This is a genomic window from Pseudomonas sp. MF4836 (genome assembly GCF_002018875.1).
Classification (GTDB): Bacteria; Pseudomonadota; Gammaproteobacteria; order Pseudomonadales; family Pseudomonadaceae; genus Aquipseudomonas.
The window spans coordinates 330,190-352,756 of sequence record NZ_MVOL01000007.1 but is presented as its reverse complement, the minus strand read 5'-3'; the positions used below and the strand labels follow the sequence as shown (position 1 = coordinate 352,756).

At 64.0% G+C, this 22,567-nt stretch carries 19 protein-coding genes; 2 read left to right on the top strand and 17 right to left on the bottom strand.

The window, feature by feature from the left end:
* Positions 1 to 80 precede the first annotated feature (80 nt).
* From MF4836_RS18730 to MF4836_RS18695, 8 genes are all read right to left on the bottom strand, one after another.
* Complete coding sequence (locus tag MF4836_RS18730) at positions 81 to 2,513, bottom strand: TonB-dependent siderophore receptor (protein WP_078471530.1); 2,433 nt, start codon at positions 2,511 to 2,513, stop codon at positions 81 to 83.
* A gap of 83 nt (positions 2,514 to 2,596) precedes the next feature.
* The gene (locus MF4836_RS18725; protein ID WP_078471529.1) at positions 2,597 to 3,610 is read right to left on the bottom strand and encodes a FecR domain-containing protein; all 1,014 of its coding nucleotides are present in this window, start codon (positions 3,608 to 3,610) and stop codon (positions 2,597 to 2,599) included.
* The gene (locus MF4836_RS18720) at positions 3,607 to 4,128 is read right to left on the bottom strand and encodes a sigma-70 family RNA polymerase sigma factor (protein ID WP_078471528.1); all 522 of its coding nucleotides are present in this window, start codon (positions 4,126 to 4,128) and stop codon (positions 3,607 to 3,609) included. Before MF4836_RS18720 ends, MF4836_RS18725 begins: the two co-directional genes overlap by 4 nt.
* A 137-nt stretch (positions 4,129 to 4,265) precedes the next feature.
* Positions 4,266 to 5,285 carry a branched-chain amino acid aminotransferase gene (locus MF4836_RS18715; protein ID WP_020298764.1) on the bottom strand — a complete coding sequence of 340 codons (1,020 nt, stop codon included), beginning with the start codon at positions 5,283 to 5,285 and terminating at the stop codon, positions 4,266 to 4,268.
* 292 nt (positions 5,286 to 5,577) lie between these two features.
* The gene (gene lpdA, locus MF4836_RS18710; protein WP_078471527.1) at positions 5,578 to 6,969 is read right to left on the bottom strand and encodes a dihydrolipoyl dehydrogenase; all 1,392 of its coding nucleotides are present in this window, start codon (positions 6,967 to 6,969) and stop codon (positions 5,578 to 5,580) included.
* A 3-nt stretch (positions 6,970 to 6,972) separates the two neighbouring features.
* The gene (locus MF4836_RS18705; RefSeq protein WP_078471526.1) at positions 6,973 to 8,259 is read right to left on the bottom strand and encodes a dihydrolipoamide acetyltransferase family protein; all 1,287 of its coding nucleotides are present in this window, start codon (positions 8,257 to 8,259) and stop codon (positions 6,973 to 6,975) included.
* Complete coding sequence (locus MF4836_RS18700; protein ID WP_078471525.1) at positions 8,260 to 9,318, bottom strand: alpha-ketoacid dehydrogenase subunit beta; 1,059 nt, start codon at positions 9,316 to 9,318, stop codon at positions 8,260 to 8,262.
* A gap of 1 nt (position 9,319) precedes the next feature.
* On the bottom strand, positions 9,320 to 10,555 hold the full coding sequence (locus tag MF4836_RS18695; protein ID WP_078471524.1) for a 3-methyl-2-oxobutanoate dehydrogenase (2-methylpropanoyl-transferring) subunit alpha: 1,236 nt from the start codon (positions 10,553 to 10,555) through the stop codon (positions 9,320 to 9,322).
* A gap of 195 nt (positions 10,556 to 10,750) precedes the next feature.
* Between MF4836_RS18695 and bkdR the strand changes: the two genes are divergently transcribed.
* On the top strand, positions 10,751 to 11,236 hold the full coding sequence (gene bkdR, locus MF4836_RS18690) for a Bkd operon transcriptional regulator BkdR (RefSeq protein WP_078471523.1): 486 nt from the start codon (positions 10,751 to 10,753) through the stop codon (positions 11,234 to 11,236).
* Between the two features lie 6 nt (positions 11,237 to 11,242).
* On the opposite strand, the gene MF4836_RS18685 is transcribed toward bkdR, so the two are convergent.
* Entirely contained in the window at positions 11,243 to 12,451 is a 1,209-nt protein-coding gene (locus MF4836_RS18685) for an HD-GYP domain-containing protein (protein WP_078471522.1), read from the bottom strand.
* Positions 12,452 to 12,580: 129 nt separating this feature from the next.
* Positions 12,581 to 14,203 carry a methyl-accepting chemotaxis protein gene (locus MF4836_RS18680; protein WP_078471521.1) on the bottom strand — a complete coding sequence of 541 codons (1,623 nt, stop codon included), beginning with the start codon at positions 14,201 to 14,203 and terminating at the stop codon, positions 12,581 to 12,583.
* 260 nt (positions 14,204 to 14,463) lie between these two features.
* Between MF4836_RS18680 and MF4836_RS18675 the strand changes: the two genes are divergently transcribed.
* Complete coding sequence (locus MF4836_RS18675) at positions 14,464 to 15,948, top strand: DASS family sodium-coupled anion symporter (RefSeq protein ID WP_078471520.1); 1,485 nt, start codon at positions 14,464 to 14,466, stop codon at positions 15,946 to 15,948.
* A 46-nt stretch (positions 15,949 to 15,994) separates the two neighbouring features.
* On the opposite strand, the gene dapF is transcribed toward MF4836_RS18675, so the two are convergent.
* The 7 genes from dapF to MF4836_RS18640 all read right to left on the bottom strand — a co-directional run bounded on the left by dapF (position 15,995) and on the right by MF4836_RS18640 (position 22,552).
* Positions 15,995 to 16,816, bottom strand: coding sequence for a diaminopimelate epimerase (gene dapF / locus MF4836_RS18670; protein ID WP_078471519.1), 822 nt, complete (start codon positions 16,814 to 16,816; stop codon positions 15,995 to 15,997).
* A 94-nt stretch (positions 16,817 to 16,910) separates the two neighbouring features.
* On the bottom strand, positions 16,911 to 17,780 hold the full coding sequence (locus tag MF4836_RS18665; RefSeq protein WP_078471558.1) for an aldose 1-epimerase: 870 nt from the start codon (positions 17,778 to 17,780) through the stop codon (positions 16,911 to 16,913).
* Positions 17,781 to 17,847: 67 nt separating this feature from the next.
* Positions 17,848 to 19,128: a TRAP transporter large permease gene (locus tag MF4836_RS18660; protein WP_078471518.1), complete on the bottom strand. Its 1,281-nt coding sequence runs from the start codon at positions 19,126 to 19,128 to the stop codon at positions 17,848 to 17,850.
* Entirely contained in the window at positions 19,129 to 19,656 is a 528-nt protein-coding gene (locus tag MF4836_RS18655; protein WP_078471517.1) for a TRAP transporter small permease, read from the bottom strand.
* Between the two features lie 78 nt (positions 19,657 to 19,734).
* Positions 19,735 to 20,706, bottom strand: a complete 972-nt coding sequence (locus MF4836_RS18650; RefSeq protein WP_078471516.1) for a TRAP transporter substrate-binding protein — start codon at positions 20,704 to 20,706, stop codon at positions 19,735 to 19,737.
* Between the two features lie 74 nt (positions 20,707 to 20,780).
* Positions 20,781 to 21,677: an SMP-30/gluconolactonase/LRE family protein gene (locus tag MF4836_RS18645; RefSeq protein WP_078471515.1), complete on the bottom strand. Its 897-nt coding sequence runs from the start codon at positions 21,675 to 21,677 to the stop codon at positions 20,781 to 20,783.
* A gap of 50 nt (positions 21,678 to 21,727) precedes the next feature.
* Positions 21,728 to 22,552, bottom strand: coding sequence for an NAD-dependent epimerase/dehydratase family protein (locus MF4836_RS18640; protein ID WP_078471514.1), 825 nt, complete (start codon positions 22,550 to 22,552; stop codon positions 21,728 to 21,730).
* Between the last annotated feature and the right edge of the window lie 15 nt (positions 22,553 to 22,567).

The following is a 22,567-nucleotide window of genomic DNA, read 5'->3' as shown; positions in this document are numbered from 1 at the left end:
AAAACCCGCCGATCGCAGCTGCGAAAGGCGGGTTTTTTAATGACCGGTGGTGCGCTGGGCGCGCTGCCGATCGCTGCGGGTCAGAAGTTGTACTTGAAGCTGGTCATCAGGTTGCGCGGCGCGCCGTAGTTACCGTAGGAACCGGCGTTGCTGTAGTAGGTGCGGTCGAACAGGTTGTTGACGTTAAGGGAGGCACTGAGGTTGCGGCTGATGTCGTAGCGCGCCATCAGGTTGGTCACCGCGTAGCTGCCCTGGGTGAAGGTGTGCAGGTCGCCGCCGACCTTGCTCTGCCAGTTGACCCCGCCGCCCACGGTCAGCTTGTCCAGCGGGCCTTGCAGGCGATAGCTGGTGAAGGTCTTGAAGCTGTTGCGCGGCAGGCCGGTGACGATCCGCTGGTCGTCGGCGTCGGTGGTGACCGAGTAGGTGTAGCCGGCGGAGGCCTGCCAGCCTTCGGCCAGTTCGCCGTTGAACTCCAGTTCCACGCCCCTGGAGGTGGTGTCCTGCTCGGCGCTGTAGACATTGTCGTGCTGCCAGATCGCCAGGTTGTCCTGCTGCAGTTTGTACAGCGCCAGGCTGGAGTTCAGGCGGCCGTCGAAGTGGCTGCCCTTGACGCCGATCTCATACCCCTTGCCCTGCATCGGCTCCAGTGGCTTGTTGTCTTCGCTGCGCACCCAGGACGCCTGGGGGTTGAAGATGCTGGTGTAGCTGGCGTACACCGACCAGGTGTCATCGAGGTCGTAGACCACCCCTGCGTAAGGGATGAACACGCCGTTTTCTTCGCGCTTGACCTTGGTTTCGTCGCCGCCGTATGGACGGTCGGAGGTGTCGCTGCTCCAATTGATCACCCGGCTGCCGAGGATCAGGCTCAGGTCATCGGTCAGGCGCAGGCGCGAGGTCAGGTAGGCGGCGTACTGGTTTTCATCGATCGACGACTTGCCGCTTACGCTCTGGCTGGGCTTGGGCGAGTGGCCGTCCCAGTCGAACAGATTGTCGATGGGGCCGGCCGGTGAGCCGGCGTAGTCATAGCGCCAGCCGCCCCAGCTCGGGGTGCTTTCCTTGTACTGGGACAAGGTCACGCCACCGATCAACTCGTGCTCGCGGCCGAACAGGCTGAAGGGGCCGGTCAGGTACAGGTCGAGGTTGTCCTGGCGCGGGGTGCCGGAGAAACGCACCGGCAGTTGGGTCAGGCCGCTGCCGTCCTTGTTGACCGAACCCATGGCGAAGTTGAACAGCTCGTCGAACTGGTTCTCGGCGTGGGTGAACTCCACCTTGCCGCTCCAGCCGTTGCCCAGTTGCTGTTCGATGGAGGCGAAGTAGCTGGTCTGCTGGTGGTCGTTGTAGGACCAGGTCGGCGAGGTGTTGGTCGAGCGACTGAAGTCGGTGCGTTCGCCACTGCTGAAGCGCGTCGGCAGGCCGGTGCGCAGCGGCGAGTCGACATCGGTGCGCTGGTAGCTGAAGCCCAGGGTCAGCAGGGTGTCTTCGCTGAGGTCGAACTCGCTGATGCCGTACATCAGTTGTGTCTGCTGCTTGAAGCGGTCGACCCAGGCGCTTTCGGTCTTGTAGTCGGCCACCAGGCGCCCGCGCACATTGCCGCTGTCGGTGAGCGGACCGGAGACGTCGAGGCCGCCGCCGTAGCGATCCCAGGTCCCGGCCTGGCCACTGATGCTGGCCTGGGCTTCGTGGGTCGGGCGCTTGCGGATCAGGTTGATGGTCGCCGACGGGTTGCCCATGCCGCTGATCAGGCCGGTGGCGCCACGCACCACTTCGACCCGGTCGTACATGGCCATGCTCTGGGAGTAGTTGTCGAGGCGGGTGTTGGTCGGCACGCCGTCGATCTCGTAGTTCTGGATGGCGAAGCCGCGGGACCAGTAGCTGTCGGTTTCCGCCCCCAGGCCGTCGCGGGTGACGATGATCCCGGGGGTGGCTTCCAGGGTGTCGGTCAGGGTGCTGAGGTTCTGGTCGTCAAGGCGCTGGCGGGTCATGACCGTGATCGATTGCGGGGTTTCCCGGGGTGTCAGGTTCAGGCGCGTGGAGCTACTGGAAGAGTAGGTGGTGTACTCGCCGGTGCCTTCGGTGGTCGACCCCGGCGCCTTGCCGGAAATCGACACCGCGCCCAGTTCCAGGCTGCTGTCGCCGGCTTTGCGCGCCTGCAACGAGTAGTTGCCCGTGGCGTCGCGAGTCGCTTGCAGGCCGGTGCCGGCGAGCAGCAGGGCCAGCCCCGAGTCGATGTCAAAACGCCCTTTGAGTCCGGCGCTCTGCTGGCCGTCGGTCAGGGTCGTCGGGTACGACAGCAGGATATGGGCGGTCTGGCCAAAGCGGGTCAGGGCACCCGCCAGGCTGCCGGCGGGGATGTCGAAATCCTGTTGCGCCTGTTCGGCAGCCTGGACCCAGGTCGGTGCCAGCAGCACCACGCTGGCGGTGGTCATGCAGGCCAGGCCCTGGGCGACCGCGCCCGCCAGGTTTTGCTTGAGTGAAACGTGCCAGCCCCGGCCCTTGCGTACGACGAGTTGCATGTGTGGATCCCCATGAATGTCAGTGTTCTGGGGGTTAAGTCTCGCGAGCGAGCAAATCGGACCACCCTTGAGCAAAATAAATGTCAGCCGGCCAGGGTGCGGGGCTTGAGGGTCACCCAATAGCGGGTGAAGGGGCGGACTTCCAGGTGCAGGGTCTCGGCCACCGCATTCAGGACACGGTCGGTATCGGCCAGGGGAAAGGTGCCCGAGACCGGCAGGTCGGCCAGACTCGAATCGCACCCCAGGTGTCCGGGGCGATAGCGCCCCAGTTCTTCGAGAAAGTCCGCCAGGCGTTGGCCCTGGGCCGCCAGCATGCCCTGGCTCCAGGCCGGCTGCGACGCACCCTGGGGTTGCCGCGAGAGCAGGCCCTGGCGATCGAAGCGCAGCTGCTCGCCCGCGTTCAGGGTCAGGGCCGGCTGCCCCGGGTTGCGCGGTTGCACTTGCACGCTGCCCTCATAGACCCCGAGCAGGGTGACGCCGGCGGCCTGGCGCACATTGAAGCGAGCCGCCACGGTTTCGATGCGGCCCTCGGCGGTGTCCACGCTGAGGGGCGGCAGGCCGGACTGGCGGTCGAGGGTCACCAGCATTTCCCCACGCAGCAGACTGATGCGGCGCAGGTCCTGGTCGAAGCGCAGCTTGATGGCGCTGTCGGTGTTGAGCTGGACCCGGGTCTGGTCGACCAGGGTCAGGCGGCGTTGCTGGCCGACGCGGGTGCTGTAGTCGGCGCTCCAGTCCTGCACCAGCGCCAGGTCCCGGGCATTCCAGGCCCCGGCCCCGACGGCCAGTAGCACCCCCAATTGCTTGAGCGCAGTGCGGCGGCTGAGGGTGGGGCGCAGGCTCGGGCCCAGGGTGGCGCTGGCCAGGGCGCTGTGGCCTTGCTGGCGCACCTGGTCCATGCGCTGGGCAAAGGCTTCGGCCCGCAGCCAGGCTTTTTCGTGCAGCGGATGGGCCTGGCGCCAGTTGCGCCAGGCGGTCAGGGTGGCCTCGCTGATGGGCGGCTGCTGCAGGTCGAGCTGCCATTGCATCGCCTGTTCCGCGATGGCCGCGGTAATCGGCTGGGCCTCGGCGCCGGCGCGGGTGGGCAGCGGCGGGCTCAAACCAGGTCCAGGCTGTCGTCGAGCATGATGCACAGGGCTCCCGCCTTGACGATGTAGCGCTTCACCGTCGTCACGGAAACCTCCAGGCGCTCGGCAATTTCCCCAAGGCTCAGGCCATCGAGCTGGCACCAGAGGAACGCCTTGCGCACCGGCAGCTCCAGGCGTTCGAGCACGGCGTCCAGTTCTAACAGGGTTTCGAGGAGGATGGCCTGGGTTTCCAGGTCGGGGACCAACTGTTCCGGGACCGCCTGCAAGGCTTGCAGATAGGCACGTTCCAGTTTCTGCCGCCGGTAGTGATTGCTCAGCACGCTTTTCGCGACCTTGGTCAGAAAGCTGCGCGGGGCCTGGATCTCCACCGGCTCAGGCTTGTTCAACAAGCGCAGGAAGGTGTCCTGGGCCAGGTCCGCCGCGCTGTGGGAGCAGTTCAACCGCAGGCGTAGCCAGTTTTTCAACCATTGGTGCTGTTGCCGATACAGCTCGGTCACATCGCAGGCACTGACTTGGGCGCTTGAAGGCATGGCGGGGAGATACCGGGGCAGGGGAGGTCATGAATGATAATGCTTATCATATAGATCGTTGCCATTGCCCCGCAACAAAAACCAAAAAGGCCCGCCGTTCAGTGATGAAGGGCGGGCCTGTTGGGTACAGCGTCAAATCAGACCTTGACGATCCAGCCTTCTGGCGCTTCAACGTCGCCGGTCTGCACGCCGGTCAGCTCTTTGTAGAGCTTCTGGGTCACAGGGCCGACTTCGCTTTCGCTGTAGAACACGTGCAGCTGGTCTTTGTATTCGATGCCTCCGATCGGCGTGATCACCGCGGCGGTACCGCAGGCACCGGCTTCCTTGAAGTCAGCCAGTTTGTCGATCAGCACATCGCCCTCGACCACTTCCAGGCCCAGACGGCTCTTGGCCAGTTCGATCAGCGACAGGCGGGTGATGCCTGGCAGCACCGAAGGCGACTTCGGCGTGACGAACTTGTTGTCGTGGGTGATCCCGAAGAAGTTGGCCGAGCCGACTTCTTCGATCTTGGAGTGGGTCATCGGGTCCAGGTAGATGCAGTCGGCGAAGCTTTTCTTCTTGGCTTCCGAACCTGGCATCAGGCTGGCGGCGTAGTTGCCACCGACCTTGGCCGCACCAGTGCCTTGAGGCGCCGCACGGTCGAAGCTGGAGATCAGGAAGTTGTGCGGGGTCAGGCCGCCCTTGAAGTAGGCGCCGACCGGAATGGCGAAGATCGAGAAGATGAACTCGGGTGCGGTGCGCACGCCGATGTTGTCACCCACGCCGATCACGAACGGGCGCAGGTACAGCGCGCCGCCGGTGCCGTAAGGCGGAATGAAACGCTCGTTGGCCTTGACCACGGCCTTGCAGGCTTCGACGAACTGTTCGGTGGAAACATGCGGCATCAGCAGACGGGCGCAGCTGCGCTGCATGCGCAGGGCGTTCTGGTCGGGACGGAACAGGTTGATCGAGCCGTCCTTGCAGCGGTAGGCCTTCAGGCCTTCGAAGCATTGCTGGCCATAGTGAAGGGCCGTGGAGCCTTCGCTGATGTGCAGCACGTTATCTTCGGTCAGGGTGCCTGCGTCCCACTCGCCATTGCGCCAGTGCGACAGATAGCGCTTGTCTGTCTTGATGTAGTCAAAACCCAGCTTGTCCCAATTGATGCTTTCGTTACCCATGACACCCTCTATCACTTGACGACCGTCGGAACGGCTCAAGGTTTCTGACGTTTTTTTGGATGGGCACAACAATACTGCATTCCGGGGGTGTACCGCATCCCGGACGATGGGAGGGGAGCAAAAAAACGTAGCTTGCTCATGAATCGTTTCGCCATTGTCCGGAATACGGGAGCAAATTCCCGCCCTGGGCCATCCCGACCCCTAGCCGCTGCCGTCAGGCTGCGCTGGCCAGGATAGGCGCCACAGGAATGTCAGCGTGCTGTGCGGTGTTCAATCGGCGCAGCGCTGCCCCTTACATATGCAGCGCATGTCCCAAAGCCCGCAGCGCCGCTTCCTGCACCGCCTCGCCCAGGGTCGGGTGGGCGTGGATGGTGCCGGCGATGTCTTCCAGGCGCGCGCCCATTTCCAGGGACTGGCCGAAGGCCGTGGACAGCTCGGACACGCCGACGCCCACCGCTTGCCAGCCGAGAATCAGGTGATTGTCGCGCCGCGCTACCACCCGCACGAAGCCGCTTTTCGATTCCAGGGTCATGGCCCGACCGTTGGCCGCGAACGGGAAGCTCGAGACGATGCAATCCAGGCCAGCGGCCTTGGCTTCGTCCGGGGTCTTGCCGACCACCACCAGTTCCGGATCGGTGAAGCACACCGCCGGGATCGCGGCCGGGTTGAATTCCCGGTGTTCACCGGCAATCAGCTCGGCAACCATTTCGCCCTGGGCCATGGCGCGGTGGGCCAGCATCGGCTCGCCGCTGAGGTCGCCGATGGCCCAGACGTTGCGCATGCTGGTCTGGCAGCGGTTGTCGATCTTGACCGCCGAGCCATTCATCTCCAGGTTCAGCGCCTCCAGGTTCCAGCCTTGGGTGTTGGGTTTGCGGCCGACCGCCACCAGCACCTGGTCGGTGTCCAGGTGCAGGGTTTCGCCATTCGGGTCGCGCACTTGCAGGGTGTTTTTCGCGGCGTCGAAGCCTTCGACGCTGTGCTTGAGGTACAGCTTGAGCCCCAGCTTTTTCAGGGATTCGGCCACCGGCTGGGTCAGTTCCGTGTCATAGGCCGGCAGGATCCGATCCTGGGCTTCGACCACGCTGACCTCGGCGCCCAGCTTGCGGTAGGCGATCCCCAGTTCGAGGCCGATGTAGCCGCCGCCGACCACGATCAGGTGTTTGGGCAGCGCCTTGGGCGCCAGGGCTTCGGTGGAGGAAATGATCGGCCCGCCGATCGGCAGCATCGGCAGATTGACGCTTTTCGAGCCGGTGGCCAGCAGCAGGTGCTCGCACTGGATACGGGTATTGGCGCCTTCGATCTCCACGGTCTTGCCGTCGATCACCTTGGCCCAGCCCTGGATCACCTGCACCTTGTGCTTTTTCAGCAGGGCCGCGACGCCGGTGGTCAGGCGATCGACGATGCCGTCTTTCCATTCCACGCTCTGGCCGATGTCCAGGGTCGGCGTCGCGACCTTGATCCCCAGGGCCGAGCCCTGGCTGTGGTGCAGGGTCTGGTGGAACTGTTCGGCGACATGAATCAGCGCCTTGGACGGGATGCAACCGATGTTCAGGCAGGTGCCGCCAAGCGCCTGGCCTTCGACCAGGATGGTCGATATGCCCAGCTGCCCGGCACGAATCGCCGCCACATAACCGCCAGGGCCGCCGCCGATAATCAGCAGCCGGGTGTTTAGAGTCTGTTGCATTGCTTACTCCACAAACAGGGTGGCGGGTTGTTCGAGCAGGCCGCGAATGGCCTGGATGAATTGCGCCGCGTCCATGCCATCGACCACCCGGTGATCGAACGAGCTGGAGAGGTTCATCATCTTGCGAATCACCACCTGGCCCTTGATGACCATGGGCCGTTCAACGATTTTGTTGACCCCGACAATCGCCACTTCCGGCAGGTTCAGCACCGGTGTGCTGACAATTCCGCCCAACGCGCCGAGGCTGGTCAGGGTAATGGTCGAACCGGACAACTCATCGCGGGCGGCCTTGCCGGTGCGCGCGGCGTTGGCCAGGCGCGCGATTTCCGCGGCGCTGTCCCACAGGCTGCGAGCCTCGGCATGCTTGACCACCGGCACCATCAAGCCGATGTCGCTCTGGGTGGCGACGCCGACATGCACCGCGCCGAGGCGGGTGATGACCTGGGCTTCGTCGTCGTAGCGCGCATTGATCTGCGGGAAGTCACGCAGGGCCACGACCATGGCTCGCACCAGGAACGGCAACAAGGTCAGCTTGCCGCGGCTGGCGCCGTGCTTTTCATTGAGGTGGGCGCGCAGCTCTTCCACGGCGGTGACGTCGATTTCCTCGACATAACTGAAGTGGGCGGCACGCTGGGTGGCGTCCTGCATGCGCTGGGCGATCTTGCGGCGCATGCCGATCACCGGGATCTGCTCTTCATCGTGGCGCTGGGCATACGCCGCCGGCGTCGAGGCCGCACGGGAACCCTGGGCCAGATAGGCGTCCAGGTCTTCATGCAGGATGCGCCCGGCAGGGCCGCTGCCCTGGACCAGGCGCAGCTGGATCCCGGCATCGAGCGCGTGTTTGCGCACTGCCGGCGAAGCCAGCGGACGCTCGTCGGCATCCCGGGCCCCCGGTGCCGGGTTGGCGGCACGGCTGACGGCAGCGCTGGCGGGCGCTGGTGCTGGCTTGGCCTGCACCTGAGGGGCCGCCGCCTGGGGCGCCGGTTGTTCAGCCGCTGGCGCCTTGGCAGGCACCGCGGGTTGGCTGGACTCCTTGAAGTTGCCCGCGCCCTCGACTTCGATGCTGATCAGGATACTGCCGACCGCCATCACTTCGCCGGGCACACCGCCCAGGGAAATCACCTTGCCGTGGACCGGGGAGGGGATGTCGACCATCGCCTTGTCGGTCATGACATCGGCCAGGACCTGGTCTTCGACCACCAGGTCGCCCACCTTCACGTGCCAGACCGAGAGTTCAACTTCTGCGATGCCTTCGCCAATGTCCGGCATCTTGATAACGTGCGTGCCCATTCAGACCTCCATGACCCGATGCAAAGCCGCGCCCACTCGGGACGGGCCAGGGAAATACGCCCACTCTTGCGCGTGCGGGTAGGGGGTGTCCCAACCGGTGACGCGTTCGATCGGCGCTTCTAGGTAGTGGAAGCAGTGTTCCTGCACCAGGGCCACCAGCTCGGCACCAAAACCGCAGGTGCGGGTGGCTTCGTGGACGATCACGCAGCGGCGGGTTTTCTTCACCGAGTTGACGATGGTTTCCAGGTCCAGCGGCCACAGGCTGCGCAGGTCGATGACTTCAGCGTCGACCCCGCTTTCCTCGGCCGCCACTTGCGACACATAGACCGTGGTGCCGTAGGTGAGGATGGTCACATCCTTGCCTGGGCGGGTGATGGCGGCGACGTCCAGCGGCACCGTGTAGTAGCCGTCCGGGACTTGCGCGGCCGGGTGTTTCGACCAGGGGGTTACCGGGCGGTCGTGGTGGCCGTCGAACGGGCCGTTGTACAGGCGCTTGGGCTCGAGGAAAATCACCGGGTCATCGTTTTCGATCGAGGCGATCAACAGGCCCTTGGCGTCGTACGGGTTGGACGGCATCACGGTGCGCAGGCCGCAGACCTGGGTGAACACCGCCTCGATACTCTGGCTGTGGGTCTGGCCACCGTAGATGCCGCCGCCGCAAGGCATGCGCAGGGTCAGGGGCGCGGTGAACTCACCGGCCGAGCGATAACGCAGGCGCGCCGCTTCGGAGATGATCTGGTCCGAGGCCGGGTACACATAGTCGGCAAACTGGATTTCCGCCACCGGACGCAGGCCGTAGGCACCCATGCCCACCGCCACGCCGACAATCCCGCTTTCGGAGATTGGGGCGTCGAACACCCGCGAGGTGCCGTATTTGTTCTGCAGGCCTTCGGTGCAACGGAACACGCCACCGAAGTAGCCCACGTCCTGGCCGAACACCACGACGTTGTCGTCACGCTCAAGCATCACATCCATGGCCGAGCGCAGGGCCTGGATCATGGTCATGGTGGTCGTGGTCATGGCGGTTTCCAACTGGATAGAGGTGTTGTGATCGTTCATGTCAGATCCCCAGTTGCTGGCGTTGGCGCTTGAGGTGCTCGGGCATGTCCTTGTAGACATCCTCGAACATGGTCGCGGCGCTGGGCGTCTGCCCGCCGGCGAGGGTGCCGTACTGCTCGGCTTCTTTCTGCGCGGCGATCACCTGGGCTTCCAGTTCGGCGCTGACGGCGCTGTGTTCTTCTTCCGACCACTGGCCGATGCGGATCAGGTGCTGCTTGAGACGCACGATCGGGTCGCCCAGGGGGAAGTGGCTCCAGTCATCGGCCGGCCGGTACTTGGACGGATCATCGGAAGTGGAGTGCGGGCCGGCACGGTAGGTGACCCACTCGATCAAGGTCGGGCCGAGGTTGCGCCGGGCGCGCTCGGCAGCCCAGGCGGAGGCGGCGTAGACCGCGATGAAATCGTTGCCGTCGACCCGCAGGGAGGCGATGCCGCAACCCACGCCGCGTCCGGCAAAGGTGGTCGCTTCGCCACCGGCAATGGCCTGGAAGGTCGAGATTGCCCACTGGTTGTTGACCACGTTGAGGATCACCGGCGCGCGGTACACGTGGGCGAAGGTCAAGGCGGTGTGGAAGTCGGATTCAGCGGTGGCGCCGTCGCCGATCCAGGCCGAGGCGATTTTGGTGTCGCCCTTGATCGCCGAGGCCATACCCCAGCCCACGCCCTGAACGAACTGGGTGGCCAGGTTGCCGGAAATGGTGAAGAAACCGTGATCGCGTACCGAGTACATGATCGGCAACTGGCGGCCCTTGAGCGGATCGCGCTCGTTGGACAGCAGCTGGCAGATCAGGTCCACCAGAGGTACTTCGCGGGCCATCAGGATGCTTTGCTGGCGATAGGTGGGGAAGCACATGTCGTCGATGTTCAGGGCCAGGGCCTGGGCGCTGCCGATGGCTTCCTCGCCAAGGCTCTGCATGTAGAACGACATTTTTTTCTGGCGCTGGGCAACCACCATGCGGTTATCGAAGATCCGCGTCATGAGCATGGCACGCATGCCCTTGCGCAGGATCTCCACGGGTACGTTCTGGGCCCATTCGCCCAGGGCGTTGCCCTGATCGTCGAGCACACGAATCAGGCCACGGGCCAGGTCCGCGGTTTCGGCAGGTTCTACGTCGATGGGGGGTTTGCGCATCAGGCCTGCGTCGTTCAGGCGCAGGTAGGTGAAGTCGGTCTTGCAGCCGGGACGGCCTGAGGGTTCAGGAACGTGCAGGCGTAGCGGTTCATACGCTTGGGTCATGGCTTTCTACGCTCGATCTTGTGGATTTCTTGTATTGGGCGCGCTAGCTGACGGTCATTCCCCGGGTAGGGGAAATCTTGTCCTACAAACATCATAGGCCGGGACAAAGAGAATATTTATCTGTGTTTCATTGCGCTTTAGGTCATTTGCAGATAAAAAATCTGCATAACCACAAAAAACAGGTTGTTTTGTCTCATGCGTAAACTGGATCGTACCGATATCGGCATTCTCAACAGCCTTCAGGAGAATGCCCGCATCACCAACGCCGACCTCGCCCGTTCGGTCAACCTGTCGCCGACTCCCTGCTTCAACCGGGTCAAGGCCATGGAAGAGCTGGGGCTGATCCGCGAGCAAGTGACCCTGCTCGATGCCGACCTGCTGGGGCTGCACGTCAATGTGTTTATCCACGTCAGCCTGGAGAAGCAGGTGGAGGAGGCGCTGCAGCAGTTCGAGGAGGCGATCTCCGACCGCCCCGAGGTGATGGAGTGCTACTTGATGGCCGGCGACCCGGACTACCTGATCCGGGTGCTGGTCCCGACCATCCAGGCCCTGGAGCGCTTCATGATGGACTTCCTGACCAAAGTCCCTGGCGTGGCCAATATCCGCTCCAGCTTTGCCCTCAAGCAGGTGCGCTACAAAACTGCGCTGCCGCTGCCGGCCAACGGCTTGACCCTGGCCTGAGCCGCGTCAGGCGCTGACCCCGGTCCAGAGCTGGTCGATGTCCTTGAAGTCCCAGTCCTCGGGGGCTTCGCGGCCGATGATGCGTTCCTGGCCCTGGGCCCGGGCCAGGTCGACGATGGTCTGGGGAATCGGCAGGTTCGAGCGAGTGGAGAAGAACACCTTGATCTTCGGCGTCAGCAGCGCGCTCGGATGCTGCTCCAGGACAATCCCCAGCCTCCCGCTTTGCAGGCGCACCAGGGAACCCACCGGGTAGATACCGACACTTTTGACAAAAGCCTGGAACACCCGCTGGTCGAAATGCCCGGTCCAGCCCGACATCCGGTGGATCGCCTCGGCCGGGTTCCAGCCCCGGTTGTAGGGGCGGTTCGAGGTCACCGCGTCATACACGTCGCACACCGCGCCCATCTGGGCGAACAGGCTGATCTGGTCGCCCGCCAGGCGGTGCGGATACCCGCTGCCGTCGATCTTTTCGTGATGGTGCAGGCACACGTCGAGCACCAGGGCATCGACGCTGTTGCACTGACGCAGGATCAGGCCCCCGGCTTCAGGGTGATTCTTGACCCGGTCGAATTCGCTGTCCGAGAGCTTGGCCGGCTTGTTGAGGATGCTGTCGGGGATGGTCAGCTTGCCGACATCGTGCAGCAGGCCGGCGATCCCGGCCTGGCGAATCTGTTCCGCAGGCAGTTGCAGTTGGCGGGAGACGGCAATCATCAGCGCGCACACCGCCACCGAGTGCATGTAGGTGTAATCATCGGCGCTTTTCAGGCGCGCCAGGCTGATCAGGGCATTGGGGTGGCGCAGCAGGGAGTCGGAGATGCTGTTCACCAGCGCCTCGGCCTGCTGCATTTCAATGGCATTGCCCAGGCGCACTTCCTGGAACATCGCCATCACCGCTTTTTTCGAATGGGCGCAGAGCTTGAGGGCGCGCTGGATTTCCTCGCCCATGGCCACCCGGGTCGTGGCTGGCGCGGAGTCCGGCCCTGTGCCGGGGGGCAGGCTGTCCGGGCTCGTCTGGGGAAGCTGCTCCAGCAGGTCGCGGCCCTTGGCCGAGTCGATCCACAGGCGCGTCAGGTTCGAGTGTTGCAGGCGTTGGTAATCCTGGGGGCTGTCGAGTACGAAACCGGCCTTCCAGAACGAGTGGTCGAGCCATGAGCCGCAGAACTGATGGATGTACATGCCCATCTGCAACTGCGAGATCGATATGAGTTTGAGCATGGTGCGTCCCCCACCTTCATCCAGCGTCAGGCGCCGGGTATAGGGCCGGCACCTGATCACTGACTGCTAAAGCTGCAGGTCGTTCTTGTCCCTGGAAAATTTACTGCGCGGCGACTCCTTCGCGGCGGATTACAGGGAAAACCGTGTTACCAGTTTGTTCAGCCCGACCGCCAGGCCGGACAGTTCGCTGCTGGCGATCGAGGTCTGGCTGGCGGCCGACGAACTCTGCATCGAGAGGTCGCGGATGCTCATCAGGTTCTGGTCCACCGAGCGTGCCACCTGTGCCTGTTCCTCCGAGGCGGTGGCGATCATCAGGTTGCGTTCGTTGATCTCGCTGATGGCATGGGCGATATGGGTGATCGCGGTGCCGGCCTCGTGAGCAATGGTCAGGGTCTCGCTGGCGTCCTGGCTGCTTTGCTGCATCGACAGCATGGCTTTGCTCGACCCGGCCTGGATGCCCTGGATCATTTGCTCGATTTCCTGGGTCGAGAGCTGGGTGCGATGGGCCAGGGCCCGCACTTCATCCGCCACCACGGCGAAGCCGCGGCCCTGTTCGCCGGCCCGTGCGGCTTCGATCGCAGCGTTGAGGGCCAGGAGGTTGGTCTGTTCGGCAATGGCGCGAATCACGTCCAGCACCTTGGTGATGTCCTGGGCCTGCTGCGCCAGGCCGGCCATCTCGACCCGGGTGCCTTCGACGGTAACCGTGAGTTTTTCGATCGAGCGGATGGTCTGGTCGACCCGTTCCTTGCCCAGGCCTGCCGAGCGTTCCGAGTCCTGAGTCGAGCGTGAGGCGGAGACCGCGTTGCGGGCGACTTCCTCAACCGCGGCGGTCATCTCGTTGACCGCGGTGGCGGCCTGTTCGGTCTCCATGCTCTGTTGCTGGATACCGGCGTTCGATTCGCGGGTGATGGCGCTCATTTCCTCGGCTGCGGAGGCCAGTTGGGTCGAAGAGTCGGCGATATGGCGGATGGTCGATTTCAGGCTGTCGAGCATGGCCTGGGTCGAGTTCTGCAAATCGGTGAGTTCATCCTGGCCGCTGACCTCGACCTGGGCACGCAGGTCGCCTTCGGCGATTTTCTGGGTGGTCGCCAGCAACAGGCGCACCGGGTGGGTGATGCTTTTGGTGAACAGGGTGGCAATCAGGATGGTCATCAGGATCGCGACGATGATGATCGCTGCCGTCAGGGTAATGCCGGTGTTGAACTGATCGCCGGCCAGGGTTGCCGAGAGGTCGGCCCCACGTTCGTTGACCTGAATCAGCTCATCGACCGCGGTTTGCAGGGCGAGGGCCAGCGGCACCGTGACCTGGTTGACATAGGCGGTGGCCTGTTCGGCGCTGTTGAGGGTGCCGGAATCAATCAATATCGAGAGTTTGTCGAGGTAGCCCTGGGCCCCTTGCTTGACGCGTTCGTAGCTGGCTTTTTCTTCGGGGCTGGAAACCAGTGGCTCGTAGTCCCGGATGGCCTGGGTCAGGGTTGATTTGAGGCTGTCGAGCTTGTCGCGCGAGGCGCTTTTCTGGTCCGGATTTTCAGTGATGTAGTGCAGGGCTTCCAGGCGCACGCGCAGGGTGGCCGATTCGATTTTCGTGGCCTGCCTGACGCTGGGCAGCCAGTTGGATTGCAAGTCGACCGCTGCGTCGTGTATCTGCCCCATCTTCCACAGTGCAATTGCCCCCATACCGATCAACAACATACAGATGGCGCCAAAGCTCAGCAGCGCCCTAGAAGTCAGCCTAATATTTCTTGTCACCATAAAAGCACCTGCTGGTTGGAGTGATACCGCCGCTTTCGACTCCTTGTCGTGCTGATGTCACTGTGATCTCAAATAAGTGAAAAATCTGTAGATATGTAAAAAAATATTTCTCCGTTTGCGGCCGTTCAACGAAGCGACAGTCAAGGGCGCTTTATTCGATCCTAACGCCCGATCATTTCCTTGCGCTTGACCTTTATCAAAGCCCTGTGCCGACGGCTCAGGCATGCTGTAAAGCTGTCAATTTCGAAAAGGACCCGCCCATGAATGCGCCTGTTGCCCAAGCCCCCGAGACCCCGGTGCGCTTGCCGGTTGGGCTGTTGATCGCGCTGGTGGCGATGGTCACGGTGTTGCTGCTGCCCCTGCCGGCCGACCTGCCGGTGGCGGGGCAGCGGATGCTGGCGATCCTCGCCTTCGCGGTGGTGGTGTGGATCAGCGAAGCGGTGTCGTACGAAGCCAGCGCAATCATGATCACTTCGCTGATGGCATTCCTGATCGGCACCGCGCCGACCCTGCAGGACCCGACGCAGATCTACGGCAGTTCGGCGGCCATCAGCCTGGCGCTGACCGGGTTTTCCAACTCGGCACTGGCGCTGGTCACCGGCGCGCTGTTCATTGCCGCCGCCATGACCCACACCGGCCTCGACCGGCGCATCGCCCTGATCACCTTGACCCGGGTCGGCACCAGCACCCGGCTGATCCTGGTGGGCGCGGTCGCCGTGACCATCCTCCTCAGCCTGCTGGTGCCCAGCGCCACGGCGCGCAGTGCCTGCGTGGTGCCGATCATGATGGGAGTGATCGCCGCGTTCGGCGTCGACAAGCGCTCCAATATCGCCGCCGGCCTGATGATCGTGGTGGCCCAGGGCACCAGTATCTGGAACGTCGGGATCCAGACCGCCGCCGCACAGAACCTGCTGACCGTGGGCTTTATGGACAAGATGCTCGGCGAGCGGGTGAGCTGGCTCGACTGGCTGATCGCCGGGGCGCCCTGGGCGCTGATCATGTCCGTGGTGCTGGTGTGGGTGGTGCTCAAGCTGCTGCCGCCGGAAACCGACAGCATCCCCGGTGGCAAGGAAGCGGTGGCCCAGTCCCTGGTAGACATCGGCCCCATGACCGGCCCGCAGAAACGCCTGCTGAGCGTGTCGCTGCTGTTGCTGCTGGCCTGGGCCACCGAGGGCAAGCTGCACAGTTTCGACACCACCTCCACCACCTATGCCGGGCTGGTGATCCTGCTGCTGCCACGGATCGGCATCATGACCTGGAAGGACGTGCAGTCGCGGATTCCCTGGGGCACGGTGATTGTGTTCGGGGTCGGCATCAGCCTGGGTTCGGCGCTGCTCACCACCCACGCCGGGCAATGGCTGGGCGGGCAGGTGGTGACCCATACCGGGCTCGATCAGGTGGGCGCGCTGGCGGTGTTCGCGATTCTTGCCGCGTTCCTGATCCTGATTCACCTGGGCTTTGCCAGTGCCACGGCCCTGACCTCGGCGCTGCTGCCGATCCTGATCGCGGTGTTGCAGACCCTGCCCGGCGAGTTCAACCGCCTGGGCATGACCATGCTCCTGGGCTTTGTGGTCAGCTACGGGTTTATCCTGCCGATCAACGCCCCGCAGAACATGGTGTGCCTGGGCACCGAGACCTTCAACGCGCGCCAGTTCGCCAAGGTCGGCTTGATCGTGACCCTGGTCGGCTACCTGCTGATGCTGGTGTTTGCCGCCACCTGGTGGAAGTGGCTCGGCTGGATGTAGGCCGCTCGGGCGGGCGGCAGGTCAAGGCCTGCCGCCTTCAACGGGATTACGCCGGCTCCCGGGCATTCAGCAGCAGGGTGCCGAAAAACACGCTCTCCACCGCCCCCGCCAGTTGCACCTTGCCCTGGCCATCCCAGGTCACGCTCACCGGCCCGCCATCGCACAGCACCTTGACCGGGCTGTCGAGCAAGCCGCGGCGGATGCCGTTGACCGCCGCCGCGCAGGAACACGAGCCCGAGCCCAATGGAATCGCGCCGTTGCGCTCCCAGATGCGCAGGCGGATGGTCTGGCGGTCGATGACCTGCACCAGGTGCACATTGGTCTTCTGCGGGAACAGCGGATGCCGCTCCATGGGCGGGCCGAAGCGGGCCAGGTCGATCTGCTCGACCTCGTTCACAAAAAAGCTGCAATGGGGGTTGCCCATGCTGCACGCCGCTGGCGTGCCTTCGATGGGCAGCGCCAGGGTGTCGTGCTCGGCCGCCAGGGGCACGTCCTGCCAGTCGAACAGGGGCACGCCCATCTCCACCGACACCGAATAGTCGGCCAGGCGCTCACAATGCTGGAGGCCGCGCTCGGTTTGCAGCTCGATGGAGGTGGCGCCGGTTTCCCGCATCAACAGGTCCGCCGCGCCGCGGGTGGCACTGCCGCAGGTGCTGAGCGGGGTGCCGTCGGCATTCCAGAAGGTCAGTCGGGCGTCGGCCTCAACGCAGTCGCTGAGCACCGCCAATTGGTTGAAGCCGATGCCACGGTGGCGATCGCCGAGCTGGCGGGCGACCTCGGCGCTGATCGGCTGGTGGCGTCCGCGAAGGTCGAGGAGCACGAAGTCATCGCCGTTGGCATGCATTTTTCGAAAGCTCAAAGGCTTCATGGCGCGGGGTTCCTCAAGGTGCACGGGTTGCGCCGGGTTGCGGCCAGAGCGCTATTTGCCGTGCATGAGGCGATGGCGTCAAGGCATCGATGGTTTACAGCGTTTGATAGTGCAGGCTGAACCCCAGTTCGATGGATTGCCCCTGCTCCAGCAGGCGCAGCCCCGGGTGCCCGGGCAGGTGGTGGGCGTTGACCGGGTGGCTGACCGGTTCGAAGCAGAAAAAATCCTTGTCGGGCGGGCAGTACAGCAGGAAGTAATCACAGCCGCTGGCCCGGCAGTGCAGCTGATAACCGGCCTCTGGTTCGATGATCAGGCATTCGCCGTCCCAGCCGCTGAACCCGTTGTCCACCAGTGACCCGGGCAGGCCCTGGGGCTGCCGGAAATCCCAGGATGCGGGCAGATCGGCCAATTGCGTGGGCAGGCGCGACTCATCGCAATGCCACACCTGCCGCGCCCGGGCCTGCAGGCGGCTATGGGTGCTGCGGGGGAAATAGGGGTGCAGGCCCAGCCCATGCCAGGCGGGCTGTGGAGCCAGGTGGGTGACCTGCAGCTCGATGCTCAGGCGCCCCTGGTCGAGACGGATCCGCTGCCGGGCGCGGTAGGCGAAGGGGGTGCTGCTGTCCAGTTGCAGCAGCACGTGGTCGGGCCGCTGTTCCAGCACCTGCCAGGGCTGCTGCCAGGCGCTGCCGTGAATCGGCCGCGGGTCGGTCAGGGTGTTGGCCTCCAGGGCCAGCCAGCCGTCGGGGCATTGGAAGCCGCCCTCGGCAATACGGTTCGACCAGGGCGCCAGGGCGTAGCCACCGAGCTTGCCCGGCAGGCCACTGGCCAGTGCCGCTTCATCGCTGTGGCGCAGCAGGGCCTGGCCGCTGGCAGACACGCTCCAGTTAACCAGGCTGGCGCCGATGTCCGGAGCCAGGGTCAGGCGGGTGATTCCATCGTCAAGGGTGAGCAGGGTGGGGAGCATCAGCGGCACCAGGGCAAAGGGTTTGAGGGTCAAATGCCGCCCGTCCTCGACGGGCAGCGACCGTGGTTTACAGCACCAGGCTTGGCAGCCACAGCGACAGCGCAGGGATGTAGGTCACGGCCATCAGCACCAGAAACAGCATGCCGTAGAACGGTAGCAGTGCCTTGACCGTGCTTTCGATACTGACCTTGCCCACCGCCGAGCCGACGAACAGCACCGAGCCCACCGGCGGCGTGATCAGGCCGATGCCCAGGTTGACCAGCATGATCATGCCGAACTGCACCGGGTCGACGCCGATACCGACAATCACCGGCAGCAAAATCGGGGTGAGGATCAGGATCAGCGGCGCCATGTCCATCACCGTGCCGATCAGCAGCAACATCACGTTGATGCACATCAGGATCACGTAGCGGTTGTCCGACAGGGTCAGGAACGCAGTGGTGATCTTCGCCGGGATCTGCATCAGGGTCATGATGTAGCCGAAGCTCGCGGCGAAGGCGATCAGGATCATCACGATGGAAATGGTGCGCACCGTGCGGTGCATCAGCTTGGGCAGGTCGCGCCATTTGTAGTCGCGGTAGATGAACATGGTGACGAAAAACGCCCACAGCACAGCGATCGCCGCCGATTCGGTGGCGGTGAAGATCCCGGACAGAATCCCGCCGAGGATAATCACCATCGCCATCATGCCCCACAGGGCTTCACCGCAGATTTTCAGCGCCTGCCTGAGGGGGATCACCTGGCCCTTGGGGTAGTTGCGCTTCTTGGCGAAGATCAGGCACAGCACCATCAGGCTCGCGCTCATCAGCAGCCCCGGCACGATACCGGCCATGAACAGCGACGCAATCGACACCGTGCCGCCGGCCGCCAGGGAGTAGAGCACCGAGTTATGGCTGGGCGGGGTCAGCAGGGCCTGCACCGAACCGCTGACCGTGACGGCGGTGGAGAAGTCCCGGGGGTAGCCCTGGCGCTCCATTTCCGGAATCAGCACCGAGCCCACCGACGCGGTGTCGGCCACCGAAGAGCCGGAGATCGCGCCGAAAAAGGTCGAGGCCATGATGTTGACCAGCGACAGCCCGCCACGCACGAACCCCACCAGCACCCCGGCGAACGCCACCAGCCGCCGCGACATACCGCCCTCGGCCATGATCGCCCCGGCCAGGACGAAGAATGGAATGGCCAGCAGCGAGAATTTGTTGACGCCCCCGGCCACCTGGATCATCAGGGCCTGGAACGGAATATCGATCCACCAGGCGCCGATCAGCGCCGACAGCCCCAACGCATAGGCGACCGGCATGCCGATCAGGATCAAGCCGATAAAACTGCCCAACAGGATCAGAGCGTCCATTTATGCAGCCCCTTCGTTTTCTTCGACCAGGTCGAAACGCACCACGCGGCGCTGGCTCTGGTCACCCAACAGGAGTTTTTCCAGGACAAAGATCAGGGTCAGGAACCCACCCACCGGGATCGGCATAGAGGTAATACCCACCCGCAGGGTCGGCAGGGCGCTCATGAACTGGTTCCAGGTCGACAGGCAGAGCTTGGTGCCCCAGATGGCCATGAACAGGCACATGGTGGCCATCAACAGTTGCGCGACGATCGAGGCCGCGGACTTGACCGCGGTCGGCAGGCGGTCGGTGAGCATCGCCACCGCCATATGGGCGCCGGCGCGATAACTGGCAGCGGCGCCGATAAAAGTGAACACCATCATCAGCAGGATGGCGGTGGGTTCCGGCCAGCTGGCGCCCGTGCCGAGGATGTAACGGGCGAACACGCCCCAGGGGATGATCAGGGAGATCGCCAGGATCGACAGCCCGGCGACCCAGATGCAGGCCATATAGAGCTTGTCATTGAGGCGCAGCAACAGATTCTTCATCGGGTTTCACCGTAACCGGGCCGGCCCGGGGCGCTGGGCCACGGGCAGACAGGGCCTTCTATGAGAGGAGACGCAGGGTTATTCGACGGCTTCGATGCGGGTCATCAGCTCGGCGTAGGGCGCGCCGTACTTCTGGCGAATGTCGGCGGTGGCGTCATAGAAGGGCTTTTTGTCGACCACGATAAATTCCACCCCGGCGGCCTTGAGCTTGGCTTCGCTGCTGGCGGACTTGGCATCCCACAGTTGGCGCTCTTCAAACTGCGCGGCCTTGGCGGCCTTGGTCACCAGGGTCTGCTGCTCGGGGGTGAGCTTGTTCCAGGTGGTCTTGGACATCACCAGGGGTTCCGGGAGGATCAGGTGCCCGGTCAGGCTGTAGAACTTGGCATTCTGATAGTGGTTGTGTTCCAGCATGGTGGGCGGGTTGTTTTCTGCGCCGTCGATGACCCCGGTCTGCAGGGCGCTGAAGATCTCGCCGGTGTCCATGGCAATGCCGTTGCCGCCCATGGCATTGATGGTTTCGATGAACATCGGGTTGCCCTGCACGCGGATCTTCATGCCCTTGAGGTCGGCCAGGCTGCGCACCGGCTTCTTGGTGTAGAGGTTGCGCGTGCCGCCGTCCATCCAGGCCAGGGCCACCAGGTTGAATTCGGACTGGGTGATCTTGTCGAGGATTTCCTGGCCGATCTCGCCGTCGATGATCTTGCGCATATGGGCCTGGTCGCGGAACACGAACGGCATGTTGAACACATTCACGTCCGGCACCACCGGGCCGACGATGCCGAGGCTGACCCGGGCCATCTGGATCGCCCCGACCTGGGCCTGTTCGATCACTTCCTTCTCGGAACCGAGCACGCCGCCGGCGAACATCTTGAAAGTCAGCTGGCCATTGCTCTCCTTGACCAGGGTCTTGCCCATGTTTTCTTCAGCGACCACGGTCGGGTAGCCGGCGGGGTGGATATCGGCGAACTTGATTTCCAGGGCCTGGGCCAGGGTCGAGACGCTGAAGGCCAGGGGGAGGGCGACGACGAGCATGGTGCGTTTGAAATTCATGGTGGATCTCCGTTTTGTTGTTTTTATTCAAAGAGCAGCGATGCGGTAAACAGGGTGCGGTGCCTGGCCCGGGTTCAGCCGGCCAGGCCCTTGAACAGCGGCTCGGCCAGGCCCGTGACACCCGGGTTCAAGGCAAACACGCCTCCGGCCAGGGACTGTGGGTCCGGCTCGTTGCCGGGGCGGATCGAGGTCACGAACAGGGTGTCCAGGCGGCTGCCACCAAAGGCGCACATGCTGGGTTTCTTCACCGGTACGGTAAGGGAGCGATCCAGGCGGCCGTCGGGGGTAAAGCGGTGAATCAGCCCGGCGTCGTTGGCGCAGATCCAGTAACAGCCTTCGGCGTCCACCGCCGCGCCATCCGGGCGCCCGAGAAAGCGCTGCATGTCGACGAACAGCCGGCGATTGGAGGGAGTGCCACTGTCGGTGTCGTAATCGAAGGCCCAGATCTTCTGCACTAAAGGATGGGAATCGGAGAGGTACATGGTCTGCCCGTCGGGGCTGAAGGCCAGGCCGTTGGGCACGATAAAGCCTTGCAGTTGCGCTGCCAGCGGGCCTGCCTGACCGGCCTGGTAGCGATACAGCGCGCCATCGGCGGCATTGGCGCCCATGTCCAGGACCATGCTCCCGGCCCAGAAGCGCCCCTGGCGATCACAGCGCCCATCGTTCAGGCGCATGTCCGGGCGAGCGTGGGCCACGCTCGGCAAGGGCTCGCTGTCGAGACTGCCGTCGTTATGGGGGTGCAGGTGAAAGAACCCGCTCTGCATCCCCGCCACCCAGCCGCCGTCGCTGTGGCGGGCGATGCAGGCGAGCATTTGCGGGGCGGTCCAGGTATCGACATGGCCGCTGTGGGCGCTCCAGCGTTGCAGGCCGCCGGCGGCAATATCCACCCAGTACAGCGCCTGTTCCTCGGCGACCCAGACCGGGCTTTCACCCACGGCATTGCGTGCATCGACAATCAACTCTGCTTGCATGACGGCTCAGTTCCCTTGATGACGTTATGGGCAATGCGTGGCGCTGTGGATCAGTCGTCGAACGGGCCGGACGCGACAAATGCGCCACCCTGGTAGATCCGCGCCGGGTCGTCGGCCGCCGGCAGCGGCAGGGCCTCGACTTTGGCCCGGAACACTTCGGAGCTGTCGCGGGGGGCGTACCCCAGGGCGCTGGCCAGGTGGTTGTCCCACCAGACGTTGTGGTTGTCGGACACGCCATAGACCACGGTGTGGCCGACATTCGGCGTGTACAGCGCGCATTCGAGGAGTTGGGTGAGGTCGCCGAAGCTGAGCCAGGTGCTCATCATCCGGCGGTTCTGCGGTTCGGCGAACGAGGAGCCGATGCGGATGCTTACGGTCTCGATGCCGTAGCGGTCGAAGTAGAAACTCGCCATGTCTTCGCCATAGGACTTGGACAGGCCGTAGTAGCTGTCCGGGCGGCGCGGGGAGTGGGCGTCGATCTTCTGGTCCTGCTGGTAGAAACCGATCACGTGGTTGGAACTGGCGAAGATCACGCGCTTCACCCCATGGCGGCGCGCCGCTTCATAGATGTGAAAGACCCCGCAGATGTTGGCCCCGAGAATCTCCTCGAACGGCCGCTCCACCGAGACCCCGCCAAAGTGCAGGATCGCGTCGACGCCTTCGACCAACTGATGCACGGCCTGCTTGTCTGCCAGGTCGCAGTGCACCACTTCTTCCTGGGGGCCGGCGGCCGGGGCCATTTCGCCGATGTCCGACAGCCGCAGGACTTCAGCGTAAGGCCGCAGGCTTTCGCGCAGGACCTTGCCCAGGCCGCCGGCGGCGCCGGTGAGCAGCAGGCGATTGAAGGGTTTGCGCGGGGAGGGGGTGCTGTTCATGGAAAACCCTGATCA

Excerpts from the sequence above, each read along its gene's own strand:
- MF4836_RS18730 (WP_078471530.1), bottom strand. The coding sequence starts at position 2,513 with ATGCAACTCGTCGTACGCAAGGGCCGGGGCTGGCACGTTTCACTCAAG.
- MF4836_RS18720 (WP_078471528.1), bottom strand. The coding sequence starts at position 4,128 with ATGCCTTCAAGCGCCCAAGTCAGTGCCTGCGATGTGACCGAGCTGTAT.
- MF4836_RS18715 (WP_020298764.1), bottom strand. The coding sequence starts at position 5,285 with ATGGGTAACGAAAGCATCAATTGGGACAAGCTGGGTTTTGACTACATC.
- lpdA (WP_078471527.1), bottom strand. The coding sequence starts at position 6,969 with ATGCAACAGACTCTAAACACCCGGCTGCTGATTATCGGCGGCGGCCCT.
- MF4836_RS18705 (WP_078471526.1), bottom strand. The coding sequence starts at position 8,259 with ATGGGCACGCACGTTATCAAGATGCCGGACATTGGCGAAGGCATCGCA.
- MF4836_RS18700 (WP_078471525.1), bottom strand. The coding sequence starts at position 9,318 with ATGAACGATCACAACACCTCTATCCAGTTGGAAACCGCCATGACCACG.
- MF4836_RS18695 (WP_078471524.1), bottom strand. The coding sequence starts at position 10,555 with ATGACCCAAGCGTATGAACCGCTACGCCTGCACGTTCCTGAACCCTCA.
- bkdR (WP_078471523.1), top strand. The coding sequence starts at position 10,751 with ATGCGTAAACTGGATCGTACCGATATCGGCATTCTCAACAGCCTTCAG.
- MF4836_RS18685 (WP_078471522.1), bottom strand. The coding sequence starts at position 12,451 with ATGCTCAAACTCATATCGATCTCGCAGTTGCAGATGGGCATGTACATC.
- MF4836_RS18680 (WP_078471521.1), bottom strand. The coding sequence starts at position 14,203 with ATGGTGACAAGAAATATTAGGCTGACTTCTAGGGCGCTGCTGAGCTTT.
- MF4836_RS18675 (WP_078471520.1), top strand. The coding sequence starts at position 14,464 with ATGAATGCGCCTGTTGCCCAAGCCCCCGAGACCCCGGTGCGCTTGCCG.
- dapF (WP_078471519.1), bottom strand. The coding sequence starts at position 16,816 with ATGAAGCCTTTGAGCTTTCGAAAAATGCATGCCAACGGCGATGACTTC.
- MF4836_RS18665 (WP_078471558.1), bottom strand. The coding sequence starts at position 17,780 with ATGCTCCCCACCCTGCTCACCCTTGACGATGGAATCACCCGCCTGACC.
- MF4836_RS18660 (WP_078471518.1), bottom strand. The coding sequence starts at position 19,128 with ATGGACGCTCTGATCCTGTTGGGCAGTTTTATCGGCTTGATCCTGATC.
- MF4836_RS18655 (WP_078471517.1), bottom strand. The coding sequence starts at position 19,656 with ATGAAGAATCTGTTGCTGCGCCTCAATGACAAGCTCTATATGGCCTGC.
- MF4836_RS18650 (WP_078471516.1), bottom strand. The coding sequence starts at position 20,706 with ATGAATTTCAAACGCACCATGCTCGTCGTCGCCCTCCCCCTGGCCTTC.
- MF4836_RS18645 (WP_078471515.1), bottom strand. The coding sequence starts at position 21,677 with ATGCAAGCAGAGTTGATTGTCGATGCACGCAATGCCGTGGGTGAAAGC.
- MF4836_RS18640 (WP_078471514.1), bottom strand. The coding sequence starts at position 22,552 with ATGAACAGCACCCCCTCCCCGCGCAAACCCTTCAATCGCCTGCTGCTC.